Source organism: Thermodesulfovibrio yellowstonii DSM 11347 (genome assembly GCF_000020985.1).
GTDB lineage: Bacteria > Nitrospirota > Thermodesulfovibrionia > Thermodesulfovibrionales > Thermodesulfovibrionaceae > Thermodesulfovibrio > Thermodesulfovibrio yellowstonii.
The window spans coordinates 378181-390969 of record NC_011296.1; the positions used below are offsets into that span (position 1 = coordinate 378181).

The 12789-nt window shown below is 31.7% G+C and carries 13 protein-coding genes; 1 reads left to right on the forward strand and 12 read right to left on the reverse strand.

Annotated elements, in window-relative coordinates; translation table 11 throughout:
* The first annotated feature begins 130 nt into the window (after positions 1 to 130).
* A complete protein-coding gene (locus THEYE_RS01940; protein WP_012546839.1) occupies positions 131 to 1555 on the forward strand; it encodes a methyl-accepting chemotaxis protein in 1425 nt (474 codons plus the stop codon).
* A 32-nt stretch (positions 1556 to 1587) separates the two neighbouring features.
* Here the strand turns inward: THEYE_RS01940 and THEYE_RS01945 are convergent, their stop codons facing one another.
* From THEYE_RS01945 to coaBC, 12 genes are read right to left on the reverse strand one after another with little or no spacing between them, the layout of a single operon-like run.
* Complete coding sequence (locus THEYE_RS01945; protein ID WP_012545711.1) at positions 1588 to 3816, reverse strand: response regulator; 2229 nt, start codon at positions 3814 to 3816, stop codon at positions 1588 to 1590.
* The gene (locus THEYE_RS01950) at positions 3806 to 4216 is read right to left on the reverse strand and encodes a chemotaxis protein CheW (RefSeq protein WP_012546568.1); all 411 of its coding nucleotides are present in this window, start codon (positions 4214 to 4216) and stop codon (positions 3806 to 3808) included. Before THEYE_RS01950 ends, THEYE_RS01945 begins: the two co-directional genes overlap by 11 nt.
* Positions 4201 to 4566, reverse strand: coding sequence for a response regulator (locus THEYE_RS01955; RefSeq protein WP_012545359.1), 366 nt, complete (start codon positions 4564 to 4566; stop codon positions 4201 to 4203). The genes THEYE_RS01950 and THEYE_RS01955 overlap by 16 nt, the downstream gene beginning before the upstream one ends.
* A 28-nt stretch (positions 4567 to 4594) precedes the next feature.
* A complete protein-coding gene (locus THEYE_RS01960) occupies positions 4595 to 5854 on the reverse strand; it encodes a response regulator (protein WP_012545878.1) in 1260 nt (419 codons plus the stop codon).
* Between the two features lie 10 nt (positions 5855 to 5864).
* Positions 5865 to 6995, reverse strand: coding sequence for a cache domain-containing protein (locus THEYE_RS01965; RefSeq protein WP_012544979.1), 1131 nt, complete (start codon positions 6993 to 6995; stop codon positions 5865 to 5867).
* Positions 6996 to 7550 carry a DUF8082 domain-containing protein gene (locus THEYE_RS01970; protein WP_012546075.1) on the reverse strand — a complete coding sequence of 185 codons (555 nt, stop codon included), beginning with the start codon at positions 7548 to 7550 and terminating at the stop codon, positions 6996 to 6998.
* Positions 7551 to 7554: 4 nt separating this feature from the next.
* Entirely contained in the window at positions 7555 to 8157 is a 603-nt protein-coding gene (gene thiE / locus THEYE_RS01975) for a thiamine phosphate synthase (RefSeq protein ID WP_012545043.1), read from the reverse strand.
* Positions 8144 to 9499 carry an acetyl-CoA carboxylase biotin carboxylase subunit gene (accC, locus tag THEYE_RS01980; RefSeq protein ID WP_012546633.1) on the reverse strand — a complete coding sequence of 452 codons (1356 nt, stop codon included), beginning with the start codon at positions 9497 to 9499 and terminating at the stop codon, positions 8144 to 8146. The genes thiE and accC overlap by 14 nt, the downstream gene beginning before the upstream one ends.
* Positions 9500 to 9501: 2 nt before the next feature.
* Positions 9502 to 9945: an acetyl-CoA carboxylase biotin carboxyl carrier protein gene (gene accB, locus THEYE_RS01985; protein ID WP_012545496.1), complete on the reverse strand. Its 444-nt coding sequence runs from the start codon at positions 9943 to 9945 to the stop codon at positions 9502 to 9504.
* A 3-nt stretch (positions 9946 to 9948) separates the two neighbouring features.
* Positions 9949 to 10512 (reverse strand): elongation factor P, encoded by a 564-nt coding sequence (gene efp / locus THEYE_RS01990; RefSeq protein WP_012545338.1) that lies wholly within the window; start codon positions 10510 to 10512, stop codon positions 9949 to 9951.
* 12 nt (positions 10513 to 10524) lie between these two features.
* Positions 10525 to 11589: a M24 family metallopeptidase gene (locus THEYE_RS01995; RefSeq protein WP_012546421.1), complete on the reverse strand. Its 1065-nt coding sequence runs from the start codon at positions 11587 to 11589 to the stop codon at positions 10525 to 10527.
* A complete protein-coding gene (gene coaBC / locus THEYE_RS02000) occupies positions 11579 to 12778 on the reverse strand; it encodes a bifunctional phosphopantothenoylcysteine decarboxylase/phosphopantothenate--cysteine ligase CoaBC (RefSeq protein ID WP_012544995.1) in 1200 nt (399 codons plus the stop codon). The genes THEYE_RS01995 and coaBC overlap by 11 nt, the downstream gene beginning before the upstream one ends.
* Positions 12779 to 12789 lie beyond the last annotated feature (11 nt).

Genomic DNA, 12789 nt, shown 5'->3' on the forward strand with positions numbered 1-12789 from the left:
GTGGAATATGTATAAAAAATTAAGAAGGGAGAAATTATCATCCTCTGATTTAGGAATATCTTAACTGTTGACAATTAAAGGATTTTTTCTACATACTTTATAAGTTTAATTTTTTACGAAGGAGGTTATTATGCCTGAAGGCTTTAAATCAAAACTAAAAAGAACATCAGGTCTTTATAAAAAATTTCTTATTATATTCAACCTATCTATTATTCTTTCCACCATTATTCTTCTTGCAGGACTTGTCATAACAGGATATGAAATTTATGGAGAAGAATTTATTATGAAAAAGATGGGAGTTCTAAATAGTCTTTTGAAATTTGCTCCTGTCCTCGGTATATTTGCTATAGCATTAATAGGAATATCAACAGCTAATGTTTTTTGGTTTAAAAAACAGATTGTATCTCCTCTCGCAGAAATTGAAGAGGCTATGGAAACTATAAGAAAAGGAAATTTTGAAAAAAGAATAAAATTAAAGACAGGTGATGAGTTTCAAAAAATTGCAGATACTTTTAATCAAATGATGGACAAACTTTCCACGCTTATCCAGACAGAAGAAGAAAAGAAAGAAATGCAGAATAACATCATAAAATTTTTACAGATAATGACTCAGGCATCTGAAGGAGACCTTACTCAGAGAGCAGAAGTTACTCCAGATGTTTTTGGTTCATTGGCAGATGCATTTAATCTTATGACAGATGGATTGAGCGAACTTATTAAAGAAGTTAAAAATTCAGCAGAAGATGTTGGTCAAAAAAGTAACATTCTCAATGATATAATCCAAAAACTACAAACAGGAGCAGAAATCCAGAAACAGGAAATTGAGAAAATAGCATCACTTGTTGAAGAAGCTGCAGAAATTGCTTACCAGACAAAAGAAAAGACAACAGTTGCTACAGATGTTTCAAAAGAAGCTATGAATGCAATTATTAAGGGTAACGAAATTGTTACAGAAACAATTAATAGTATGCAGTTAATCAGAACAGCTGTTCAGGGAATAAACAGAAGGATGAAACTTCTTTCAGAAAAATTAATGGAGATAGGAACAATATCAACAATAATCAGTGACATAGCAAATAGGACAAATCTCCTTGCCTTGAATGCGTCAATTGAAGCAGCAAGAGCAGGAGAAGAGGGGAAAGGATTTGTTGTTATTGCTGAAGAAATAAGGACACTTTCTGAAAAAACAGCTAAATCATCTAAAAATATCGCAGATATTATCACAGCAATTCAGGAAGAAGCAACAGCTGTTACAAAAAATCTTGAGGAGGAAACTAATTATGTTGAGACAGGAACTACAATGGTAAGCCAGACTACATCAGTATTTGAAAAAATTGACTCAATCATAAAAAATATCGGACAAATTATAGGTGAAATTAATGAATCAACATTGAAACAGAAAGAAATAACAGATAGTCAGGTAAATTCAGCTCAAACAGTTAAGGAAGTAACTGAAAATATATATGGAATAACTACTGAACTTACAGATGTATCTAATTCTTTGGCAGATACTTCAAAAGAGCTTGTTAATGTAGCAGAAAAATTTAAAGTTTGATAAAGAAGTCAGAATATTATACGAATACTTTATTATAAAAGTTTTAATCTGTCAAGAATTTCTTCTTCTATAGTCTTTTCATCAAAGGGCTTAACAATATATCCATCTGCACCTAACTCAAAAGCTTTTTCTTCATGCTTTTTGGTTCCTCTTGAGGTAAGAACAATAATCGGCAAATTTTTAAATCTCGCATCTTTTCTTAATCTACTGATAAGTTCATAGCCGTGCATAACAGGCATTTCAAGGTCAGTTACCACCATGTCAACCTTGTTTCTTTCAAGTAAATTTAGTGCTTCAACACCATCTTTTGCAGTGTATACCCTTAATTTTTTTGCTTCAAGAACACTTTGAAGAGTTTTTCTTACGCTTATAGAGTCATCTACAACCAGAACAGACCCTGAGTATATGAAAGATTCTGTAATTTTATCAGATAAGCCTGTAAATATAAATTCTTCTTCAAATAATTTCAATGGGTCAATGACATATCTTGGACTACCTTTGCCAGATATAAAATAGCCAAGATACTGTATTAACCCTTCAAGAAATTTGCCAAAATTGTGAACTGTTGCTTCCTCATGTCCTAAAATCTCATCAACAATAAGTCCTTTTCTTATTCCTGAAAAATTAAAAACAATTATATAACCCTTCTGAAGTGTTTTGCCATTTAAAGAGAAAAAAATTTCTGAAAATATCTTAACAGGGATAATTCTGTTTTTATGATTAATGCTTCTTTCTTCAAGTGCATGGGGAAAATCTTCCAGTGTTAAAATTTCTTCAATATAATTAATAGGTATTGCAAAATCCAGATTATGAGAACTAAAAATCAGAAGATTGCTAATAGTTAATGATTGCGGAATTTTTATTATGAATGTGGTTTCTTTATCTAATTCTGAAAAAACTTCTATTGTGCCTTTAAGTTTTGAAATAGCTGTTTTAACAATATTAAGCCCCATTCCTCTTCCACTTTGGAAATCTATCTCATCTGAAGTTGAAAACCCAGGGACAAATATGTAAGAAAGAATTTCCTCCTCGGAAATAAAAGATGTATATTCTGAAGAAATCAATCCTTTCTGCACAGCTATTTCTTTTACTTTATCAATATCTATTCCTCTACCATCGTCTTTGATAGCAATGACTATATATTTCCCTTCTTTTTTTACATCAATTTTTATATGACCTGTTTGTTCTTTGCCTTTTTTTATTCTTTCTTCAAAAGATTCAATCCCGTGCTGGATAGCATTACGAAGAATATGAATAATTGGCTCATATAGTGAGTCAAAAACAGGTTTATCAATTTTTATTTCTGCTCCTTTAATATCTATTTCAACAGTTTTTCCTATGTCTTTTGCGTTTTCCTTAATGGCTTCAGAAAGTCTGTGTAAAAGTTTTCCGATAGGTATCATTCTTATCTCAATTAAACTGTCTTTTAAATAATTGATTTCTCTGCCCAAAGATTTAAAGTGAGATGAGAGGTTTTCAGAAAAAATAAACAAAGAATTTATACCCTCTGTTATATCATTTGTTATTTCCTGAATTTTTCTTAAAAAGATGTGGTATTCATCATATCTGTCAAACTCAAGGTCACTAAAGTCAACAAAAAAACTATCTATTACTTTCTGTCCTCTTTCATATGTGCTTAACCAGTACATATCTGAAAAGTCCGTTATTTCTTTTAAAAGCTTTTTTCCGCTATTTGATATTTCTTCAACAATGTGGAATAGTTCTTTTTCTTTATCGGTTATGGTATTTTTCTGAACAAGAACCTCGCTCAAGGAAGCAAATATATTTTCAATAACTTTTAGCTCAACTCTTACATTATCAGTTACTGGGAGGGCATCAAAAATTACAGATTTTTGTTGCACTGCAGGAATCTCTTTTTTATTTAAAATATTATCAATTAATTCTATAACTTCCTTTTCAATTTCGCTTTTTTCTTCTCCTGCTTCATGAACTTCATTTACAAGAGCAACGATTAGATTAATAACGTTTCTAATATGATAAATAAGGGAATTATCATAATTTATTTCTCCATTCAATAAAGCTTCAAAGAGATCTTCAAGTTTATGAGACAATGTTGTAATCTTATTGAACTTAACTATAGATGCAGAACCTTTTAAAGTATGAGTTGCTCTAAAAAGACTTTCTATGGTGCTTTTGTTATATCCTTTGGTTTCAAGTTCTTCTGTCCCTTCAACTAATACATTCAAACAGTCATCAGCTTCCAGAAGAAAATATTTTATCAGCTCAGATTTATTTATCATCCCTCTTTTCTGCAGGTTTTTGAGAACTGACTTTTAGTTGTTCAAATAATTTTTCAGGATCAATAAAATCCTCCACAACTATATCTGATTCAAAATTAACAAAAAATGGAGTAATATCTGATAAAATTCCTATTTTTTCTCCTTTTACATCAATAACCAGCAATTTATTATCAGAGTAGTTTAATCTTTCAATATTATAAACTTTGGCGAGGTCTACTGCGGGAATGATTTTACCTCTAACAGGCAATGCACCGACAATATAATCAGGTGCCCCCGGAATAGGGAAGATTCGGGTAACATCCAAAACTTGCATAACACTTTCTTTTGGTATTAGAAACTCTCTTTCTCCTATACCAAAAACACAGTAAGATTTTTCTGTTTCTTTTATTTCTTCAGACATTTTTTTATAGCTACCAAAAGGTCAATTGGTTCAAAAGGTTTTGTAATATATTCATCTGCACCCTGCATCTTACCCCAGAATTTATCAGCTTCTTCCTTTTTAGAAGTTACAAGAATTACAGGAATATTTTTAGTTTTATCATTCTTTTTTATTTCCCTGCAAATCTGAAATCCGTTTTTCTTAGGCATAACCACATCTAAAATTATTAAATCAAAATTTTCATTTTTAAGCAGGTTTTCTGTTTCTTCTCCATCCTTTGCAAAAATAATGTTATATTCTCCTTCTTTAAGGATGGACTCAATATATTTTGCATCTACTGTAGAATCTTCAGCAACAAGAACTTTATACATTTTAATTTCCTCTTAAATTTGTATTATATCATTTTAATGTTTCTTTAAAAAGCTCTGAAGGAGTATAGCGTTCTTTATTCAACAACCATTCCTCAGTAAAATCTTTCTTTTCAAAAATAAAGTTTTCAATTTGAGATTTTTTCAAAGCCGTTATTGCTTCAATAGTAATATTTTTAATTTGTTCCTGAGAAAGTTCATTCAGTAGTTTAAAACCGAATTTCTGTTTCTGAAAGTTTGATATCCCATAAATGACCTGTCCGTATATAAATAAAAATTCATAGATTTCCCCTTTTCCATAAACAGTCAAAATACCACTTAATCCATTAGAATTTATTAGTGAAAAAATTTCAGGAAGTTTAAAAAAATTTAAATTTCCTGAGAGAATTAAAGAAGAATCTTTTATCAATCCATATTTTTTGAATATTCCTTCAATAGAACCATCAAAGAGGGTTATAATTTTTTCATAAAAACTACTAAATTTATCCTCTATTAATTTCTCTAAACTACTCAAAGCATAAGCTGGACTGTCTTCCATTTTTTGAATTTCTTCTTTAGCTTGAATTTCCTCAACTTCAGGTTGGACAGTTTTTTCTTCAAATAAAAATTCTTCAGTAGATTTGATTTCTTCTATTTCAGGTATTTCTTCTATTTTTTCAGAGATTTCTAATTCAGGCTCCTTTAATATTTCCATGTTTTCTTTCATTTCTACAAAGTCAATTTCCTTTGCTAAATCTTGAGATTCTTCTAATAGAATTTCATCAAGAGTCTCTTTTTCTTCTGGAAATTGTAAGGGTTCTTTTTGTTCAAGAGATAATATTTCTTCAACTTCAGGAATTTCTAAAGAAGGTTGCATTTCTTCTACTTCTTTTATCTCTATTTCAGATACAGGCTCTGAAATGTCAACAATAGGCTCAGGAACTTTGCTTAACGTTGTTCTAACTTTCTCTATAAGGTCCTCTGATTTGAAGGGCTTTATGAAATAGTCTAAAACTTGATATTTTTCAATAAATGTTTGTCCTACTGTCTCACCCTTTCCAGTAATTAAGATAATAGGAATATCTTTAAGAGTTTCATTATCTTTTATTAGTTTGCAAAATTGAGAGCCTGTCATTTTAGGCATTATAAAGTCTACTAAAATCAGGTCAGGTTTTACTGTTTCCGCAATTTTCAGCCCCTCTTCTCCATCAGCTGCTGTGTAAACCTCATATTCTGCTTCTTGTAAAGAAACTTCCGCAAGCTTTCTTACAAGAGGGCTATCATCTACTACTAAAATTTTTTCTTTTGCCATGTTTAACCCCTTATTCAAGAAGTTTTCTCATTGTAATACGCATTCTTTCAACTGCTTTTGCTAAGATAGCAATTTCTCCTCGTGCATCTTTAATTTCTACTTTCTGAGATGTCTTACCCATTGATATCTCATCTGTGATTTTTGTAAGTGTTACTATCGGATTTATTACATATTTATTCATGCCATATCCAATCAAAAGAGCAATGACTATAAGCATTATAATATAAACTGAAATATTTATACCAAGAATTGTAAAAACCTTCATTGGAGTGAGAATTCTCTCTTTGACAATATATATAAAACCTATTGTTTTACCAGAGAAATCTTTAAAGGGGCTATAAACAATAATATAATCTTTACCTGATTGAGAAACCTTTTCAGTATAATATTTCTCTTTTGATTGAGAAGCCTTTTTTAAAGTAGATTCAGAAATAAACAGTTTTGGGTCCTGTGCAGTAAAATAAAGAGAAACCCATTCTCCAAAGTTATATTTAACGTCTTTTAAACCTGGCCAGCCAGAAAGTAATTCTTTATAAACAGCTACTCCAATTTCAGCATTTATTGCTTTTTTAATCTGCTCAATCTCAGTTTTTAATCCTCCTCCAAAATCAACACTTCCGACATAGTTACCTTTGTAGAAAACAGGTTCTACACCTCTCAATCCAACTCCTCCCAAACCGATCTCAACCCCTCTTACACCTTTTCGGGTTGTTTCTACCTGCACAACGGTTTTACGGTCTTTTGAAATATTATCACCAAAGTGTTCCAGATCATGAAGCCTGAGAAGAGAAACTGCTGGGGGTATATGGAAATGAAATTGAGCAAGACCAAAATTTTCCTTTAAATAATTAAAACTGGGTAGAAATTTATCTATTAAACGATTTCTATCTTTTTTATTAATGGCTTCTTGAATATCAGGAATATGCGTAACCAGAGCAGCCATTTGTTGATAATGTATTGTAGATGTCTCAAGAAAAACCTGCACTGTATTAACTGATGCTTCAATGTTTCGTTGTTCTTCCTCCTTTAAAAGGCTTACCTGCATAATATAATTAAAAACAACCAGTAGACTCATACCAACAATTAGAGTTGCTAATAGAGGCAAAGCTATTCCTGTTCTTAATCCAAATTCTATTTTCATTTATAGCCCTCCGATAAATTTATTTACCTCATTTAAAAATTCTTTTCTTGATGCAGGGTCTTCTATCTCTTCTTTTAACAAATTGACCAAATTTAACAAATCATTCTTAGATGGCGGGTTAGCAGGAATCCATTTTTCAGCAATATATTTTTCTGTAATTTTACTTCCTATCGGTCCAATCTGTCTGATTAATGCTGTTTTTATTACATCTTTTATTTTTTGAAAATCTGAGGAATGAAAAGACATAGGGTCTTCAGAATTGATAAACTTGTTCATATTTCTCAAAGTGGTTATTATATCTTCGGTTGAAGGGATATCATTGCTTGTTATATCAACTGAAATCTGAGGAATGAAATTGTATGAAACAGGTTCTCTTGAGATTATTTCATTTAAACATTGCACACCTTTTTTAAATCCAAATGAAAGATAATAGATTTGTCCAGTTTTAAAATAAAACTTGAAAAGATTTTTTTCTGAAGCAAAAATTATTGTTAAAAGCCCTGTGCTTTTGCTTTCATATAAATTTTCAATAATATCTGCAAGATTTTTTTTCATAAAATCATTGGAAAAGTTCTAAAAAATCTTTAACATTACTCTTAACATCTCCTACTAAAATTCCTGAGGCTATAGCCACGTATTTGCAACCCATCGCTTTTAAATCCTTTAAATGCTGTTTTTTAATGCCTCCTATTGCGACAACAGGAACTTTTATTTTTTTACAAATCAAAGATAGCATATCATATCCTTTTGGTTCAAGAGCATCTTTTTTCGTTGTAGTATAAAAAATTGGTCCATACCCAATATAGTGAGCTCCTTTTTTTTGAGCATCAAGAGCTTCTTCAAGATTATGGGTTGATATGCCTATAATGCCTGAAAAAAATTTTTTTGCAACTTCAATTGGAAGGTCATTCTGTCCCAAATGGATACCATCAGCTTTTATAGTAATTGCTATGTCTAAGTAGTCATTGATAGTTAAAAGAGCGTTGTAGTGCTTTGTTATCTCTTTTACCCAAAATGCGTATTTTAAAATCTCTTTTCTTGGTAATTCCTTTTCTCTATATTGAATCCATTTGATTCCCGCTTTTAGTGCTATTTCTAATTTTTCTGGAATTTCTTTTGATGAAACAATAAGACATATTGATGGAAGTTCAGGATTTATCATTGTTGTTCATAGTCTGAACAAAGTCTGTAAAGAACTTTCCTTTGATGAAATCTGGATGTTCAAGCAATTTCAAAAATAAAGGTATGTTTGTTTGTATTCCTTTTATCACTGTTTCTTGAAGAGCTCTTTTCATTCTGTTTATTGCTTCCTGTCTGTTTGTGCCTTTAGCGATTATTTTGGCTACAAGAGAATCATAATACGGAGAAACCTTGCATCCATGATAGAGATAACTATCTACTCTTATCCCTGGTCCACCAGGTAAATATAAAAACTCTACTATGCCAGGAGAAGGAATAAATTTTTCAGGGTCTTCTGCATTGATTCTGCATTCAATAGCATGTCCACGAAATTTAATCTGAGGTTGTTTAAAAGATAAAGGATATCCCTTTGCGAGTTTAATCTGCTCTTTAATAATATCAATATCTGTAATTTCCTCTGTTACAGGATGTTCTACCTGTACTCTGGTATTTATTTCAATAAAATAGGGATTTAATTCGTCATCAACAATAAATTCAAATGTGCCTATATTTCTAAATTTTAAAGCTTTTGCAGCTTTTACAGCATACTCTCCAATTTTTTTTCTCAATTTTTCATTTAAAACTGGTGATGGTGCTTCTTCAATTAATTTTTGATGTCTTCTCTGAATTGTGCAGTCTCTCTCTCCAAGATGAATTATGTTTCCCTGTTTATCAGCAAGTATTTGAACTTCTATGTGCCTTACTTTAGGAAAATATTTTTCAATATAGAGTTCTCCATTGCCGAACGCAGCAAGAGCTTCTCTTTGAGCCATAAAAAATGCTTGTTCAATATCTTTTTCCTCATTTACTATTCTCATTCCTCTTCCACCACCACCTGCAGAAGCCTTAAATATTATGGGAAGTCCTATTTTTTTAACAATTTTGATACAAGCTTCGTCTGTATTTACAGGACCGTCACTTCCAGGAACTACAGGGATACCCTTTCTCTTTAGAATTTGTCTTGCCTTTGCCTTGTCTCCTCCTATTTTTATATTTTCAGGAGCAGGACCGATAAATACAATTCCAGAGTTTACACAAGCTTCTGCAAATTGAGCATTTTCAGATAAAAAACCATATCCTGGATGAATTGCTTCTGCATCAGTTACATCTGCTGCAGAAAGTATGGCTGTAATATTCAAATAGCTTTGCCCAGGATTTGCAGGACCTATACATATTGCTTCATCTGCAAGCTTTACATGAAGGGCATCTCTGTCAGCTTCGGAATACACTGCCACTGTCTTTATACCAAGTTCTCTACAGGCACGTATAATTCTTACAGCTATTTCTCCACGATTTGCAATAAGAATTTTTTTGAATAACTCCATTATCAAGCTACCTCAATAAGGAACAATGGTTCTCCATATTCAACAGGCTGTCCATTTTCAACAAGTATTTTTTTAACAATTCCTGATACATCGCTTTCAATCTCATTCATTATCTTCATTGCCTCTATTATACATAGAACCTGTCCTTTTTCAACTCTTGTTCCAACTTCCACAAAAGGTGCAGCCTCTGGAGATGATGCTCTATAAAATGTACCAACCAGAGGTGATGTAACAGTGTGAAGTAGTTCCTCTTGTTCTTGAATTTCTACAACATGAGAAGGTTTAACGGTTTCTTCCGAGGGTTTTACTGTCTTTGTTATTTCTATAGGACCATAAATATAACCTCTTTTAATTCTAATTTTGAAACCTTCTCTTTCAATATTTAATTCTGTTACATCAGTATCCTTGAGAAAAGATATGATTTCTTTTATCTCTTTAATTTCCATTCTTTACTCCTTTACTTTTTCAATATACTCCCCGGTTCTTGTGTCAATTTTTAATAAATCCCCAGTTTGAATATGAAAAGGAACTTTTACTGTAAGACCTGTTTCAAGCTTAGCTGGTTTTGTGCCTCCTGATGCTGTATCACCTTTAAAAGCAGGCTCTGTTTCAGCAACTCTTAATTCAACAAACATGGGAGGTTCAATAACAAGGGGCTCACCTTTATAGTAAATCACATCAACAATCATTTCGTCTTTTATATAGTATATGGCATCTCCTATTCTTTCTTTTGGAATAGAAATCTGTTCATAGCTCTCCATGTCCATAAAAACATAAGAGTCTCCCTGAGAATAAAGATACTGCATCTGTTTTTCTTCTAATTCAGGTTTTTCAAATTTTTCTCCAGCAGGGAAGTTTTCCTCAAGAACTCGTCCTGTTTTAAGATGCTTAATTTTAGTTCTTACAATAGGAGCTCTCTGCTGCATTTTTACATGCTGAAAATCAATTATTTCATATGGTTCTCCTTTGTATTCAATCTTTAATCCTTTTTTAAATTCTGATGTTGAAATCATTTTTCACTCCTCCTATAAAATTTCTAAATCCTTTGACAGAGTTGTTAAAACTTCCACTGAATTTTCTTTTACAGCTACCATATCTTCTATCCTCACTCCTCCAAAACCTTCAATATAAATTCCTGGTTCTATCGTAAAAATCATGCCAGGCTTGATAGTTTCTTCAGATTGAGCACTTATTTTTGGCAATTCATGAACATCAAGCCCAACTCCGTGTCCTGTTGCATGACCAAAGTTTTCGCCATAACCAGATTGTTTTATCAAATTTCTTGCTACTGCGTCAATTCCTTTAGCCTCAATGTCAACTCTACATGTTTCAATTGCTTGAAGATTTGCATTATTGACTATTTCGTAAATTTCCTTCTGTTTTTCTGAAGCCTCTCCTATTATAAATGTCCTTGTCATATCACAAAAATAACCGTTGTATTCAGCACCCCAGTCAATTATAACAAAATCTCCTCTTTTAAGTATTCTATTAGAATGTCTCCAGTGGGGCATTGAAGAATTCTCTCCTGATGCTACAATTACAGGAAAGGGTAAACTATCGCTGTGTTCTTTTATTGTATTTTCTACCATTTTTGCTATAGTTTTTTCAGTAATTCCTTCTTTAATAATATGTTTATTTTGCAAAAAAGCATTTTCTGCTATTTTGATTGCTTCTTTTATATTGTTTATTTCTTCGTCTTCCTTAACTGCTCTAATATTTTCAATAACATAATGCTCAGGAACAAGCTCAAGTTTTGTATTATCCCTGAGCTTTAAAAAAGTCTCATAGGTGCATGTAACTTCAAAAGAAAGTTTTTTTATATGCATCTCCTCAATTAATTTTTTTAATGTATCAATCCATGAGTCTTTAAAACATATAATTTCTCCTGTAGCTTCCTTTTTAGCCTGCTCACTATAACGAAAATCAACAAAAATATAGCATCCTGTCCATGTTAAAAGAGCAATAGCAAAAGTGCCTTTAAAACCTGTAAGATATCTAATATTTTTGAGATTTGTTACTAAAAAAGCTTCAGAATATGAACTTATTTTATCAAAAACCTTTTTAACCCTGTTTTCATATTTATTTGCCAAGTTTTATCTCCCTGATTTTAGAAAGAATAATACTGGCTATCTCTTCTTTTGACATTAGCGGAGTTTTTTCTTCAAAAAATTTATTTCCTTTTCTGTAAATTATTAATACTTCATTAGTGTCAGATTCCATGCCTCTGTCTTTTTGCATAATATCATTAAGGATAATCATGTCAAGTGATTTTTCCCTCAACTTTATTTTTGCCCTTTCTGTATTAAGCCCTGCTTCAGCAGCAAAGCCTACAGTAAATGGTTTTTTTTTAAGCTTTGAAACTTCTATGAGTATATCAGGACAAAGTTTAAGTGGGATTGATTTTATTGATTTTTTTTCAATTTTTGTTTTAAAAATTTTTTTGGGTTCAAAATCAAGAGGAGCTGCTGCCATCAAAAGAGTGGTAGCTTTATTTATGTTTCCCATAACTTGATTGAGCATTTCAGACGTTGTTTCAACTCGGATAAATCTATCAACTTCAGGTGGTTCAATAGTTGATGGTCCACTTATAAGTGTTACATAGGCACCTTTTCTTTTTGCAATTTTTGCCAGAGCATAACCCATTTTCCCTGAAGATTTATTTGTTATGAATCTTATAGTGTCAATATATTGTCTTGTTGGTCCTGCTGTGATAATTATATGTTCTTTTTCTAAATCTTTTTCAGTTATGGCAGAAACTACACTCTCAAAAATCTTATTTATTGATGCAAGTCTTCCAGCACCTTCCTCTCCGCAAGCAAGTAAACCTTCTTCAGGTCCTACAAATTTCACTCCAAGATTTTTCAAATATTCAATACTTTTCTGAACCTGAGGAGATTGATACATTCTCCAGTTCATTGCAGGAGCAATGATTACATGTCCTTTGAATGCAAGTAGAGTTGTTGTAAGAAGGTCATCTGCAATGCCTGAAGCGTACTTATTAATCAGATTTGCAGTAGCTGGCGCAACTAAAAAAATATCTGCTTTTTTTGCAAGCTCAATATGAGAAAGAGGCTCTTCAAACATGTCAATCAAAACTTTATTGCCACATGATATCTCAATACTGAGAGGTGTAACAAAATAGGTTGCCTTTTCGGTCATAACAGGAAAAATGTCGGCTTCTGCATCTTTTAAAAGTTTAATAAGTTCATATATTTTGTATGCAGCAATACTTCCTGTTATACCGAGGATAATTTTTTTATTTTTTAAAAAATTCCCCACTGTTCACAATT

Coding starts and splice junctions, on each gene's coding strand:
- THEYE_RS01940 (WP_012546839.1), top strand. CDS start 131: ATGCCTGAAGGCTTTAAATCAAAACTAAAAAGAACATCAGGTCTTTAT.
- THEYE_RS01945 (WP_012545711.1), bottom strand. CDS start 3,816: ATGATAAATAAATCTGAGCTGATAAAATATTTTCTTCTGGAAGCTGAT.
- THEYE_RS01950 (WP_012546568.1), bottom strand. CDS start 4,216: ATGTCTGAAGAAATAAAAGAAACAGAAAAATCTTACTGTGTTTTTGGT.
- THEYE_RS01955 (WP_012545359.1), bottom strand. CDS start 4,566: ATGTATAAAGTTCTTGTTGCTGAAGATTCTACAGTAGATGCAAAATAT.
- THEYE_RS01960 (WP_012545878.1), bottom strand. CDS start 5,854: ATGGCAAAAGAAAAAATTTTAGTAGTAGATGATAGCCCTCTTGTAAGA.
- THEYE_RS01965 (WP_012544979.1), bottom strand. CDS start 6,995: ATGAAAATAGAATTTGGATTAAGAACAGGAATAGCTTTGCCTCTATTA.
- THEYE_RS01970 (WP_012546075.1), bottom strand. CDS start 7,550: ATGAAAAAAAATCTTGCAGATATTATTGAAAATTTATATGAAAGCAAA.
- thiE (WP_012545043.1), bottom strand. CDS start 8,157: ATGATAAATCCTGAACTTCCATCAATATGTCTTATTGTTTCATCAAAA.
- accC (WP_012546633.1), bottom strand. CDS start 9,499: ATGGAGTTATTCAAAAAAATTCTTATTGCAAATCGTGGAGAAATAGCT.
- accB (WP_012545496.1), bottom strand. CDS start 9,945: ATGGAAATTAAAGAGATAAAAGAAATCATATCTTTTCTCAAGGATACT.
- efp (WP_012545338.1), bottom strand. CDS start 10,512: ATGATTTCAACATCAGAATTTAAAAAAGGATTAAAGATTGAATACAAA.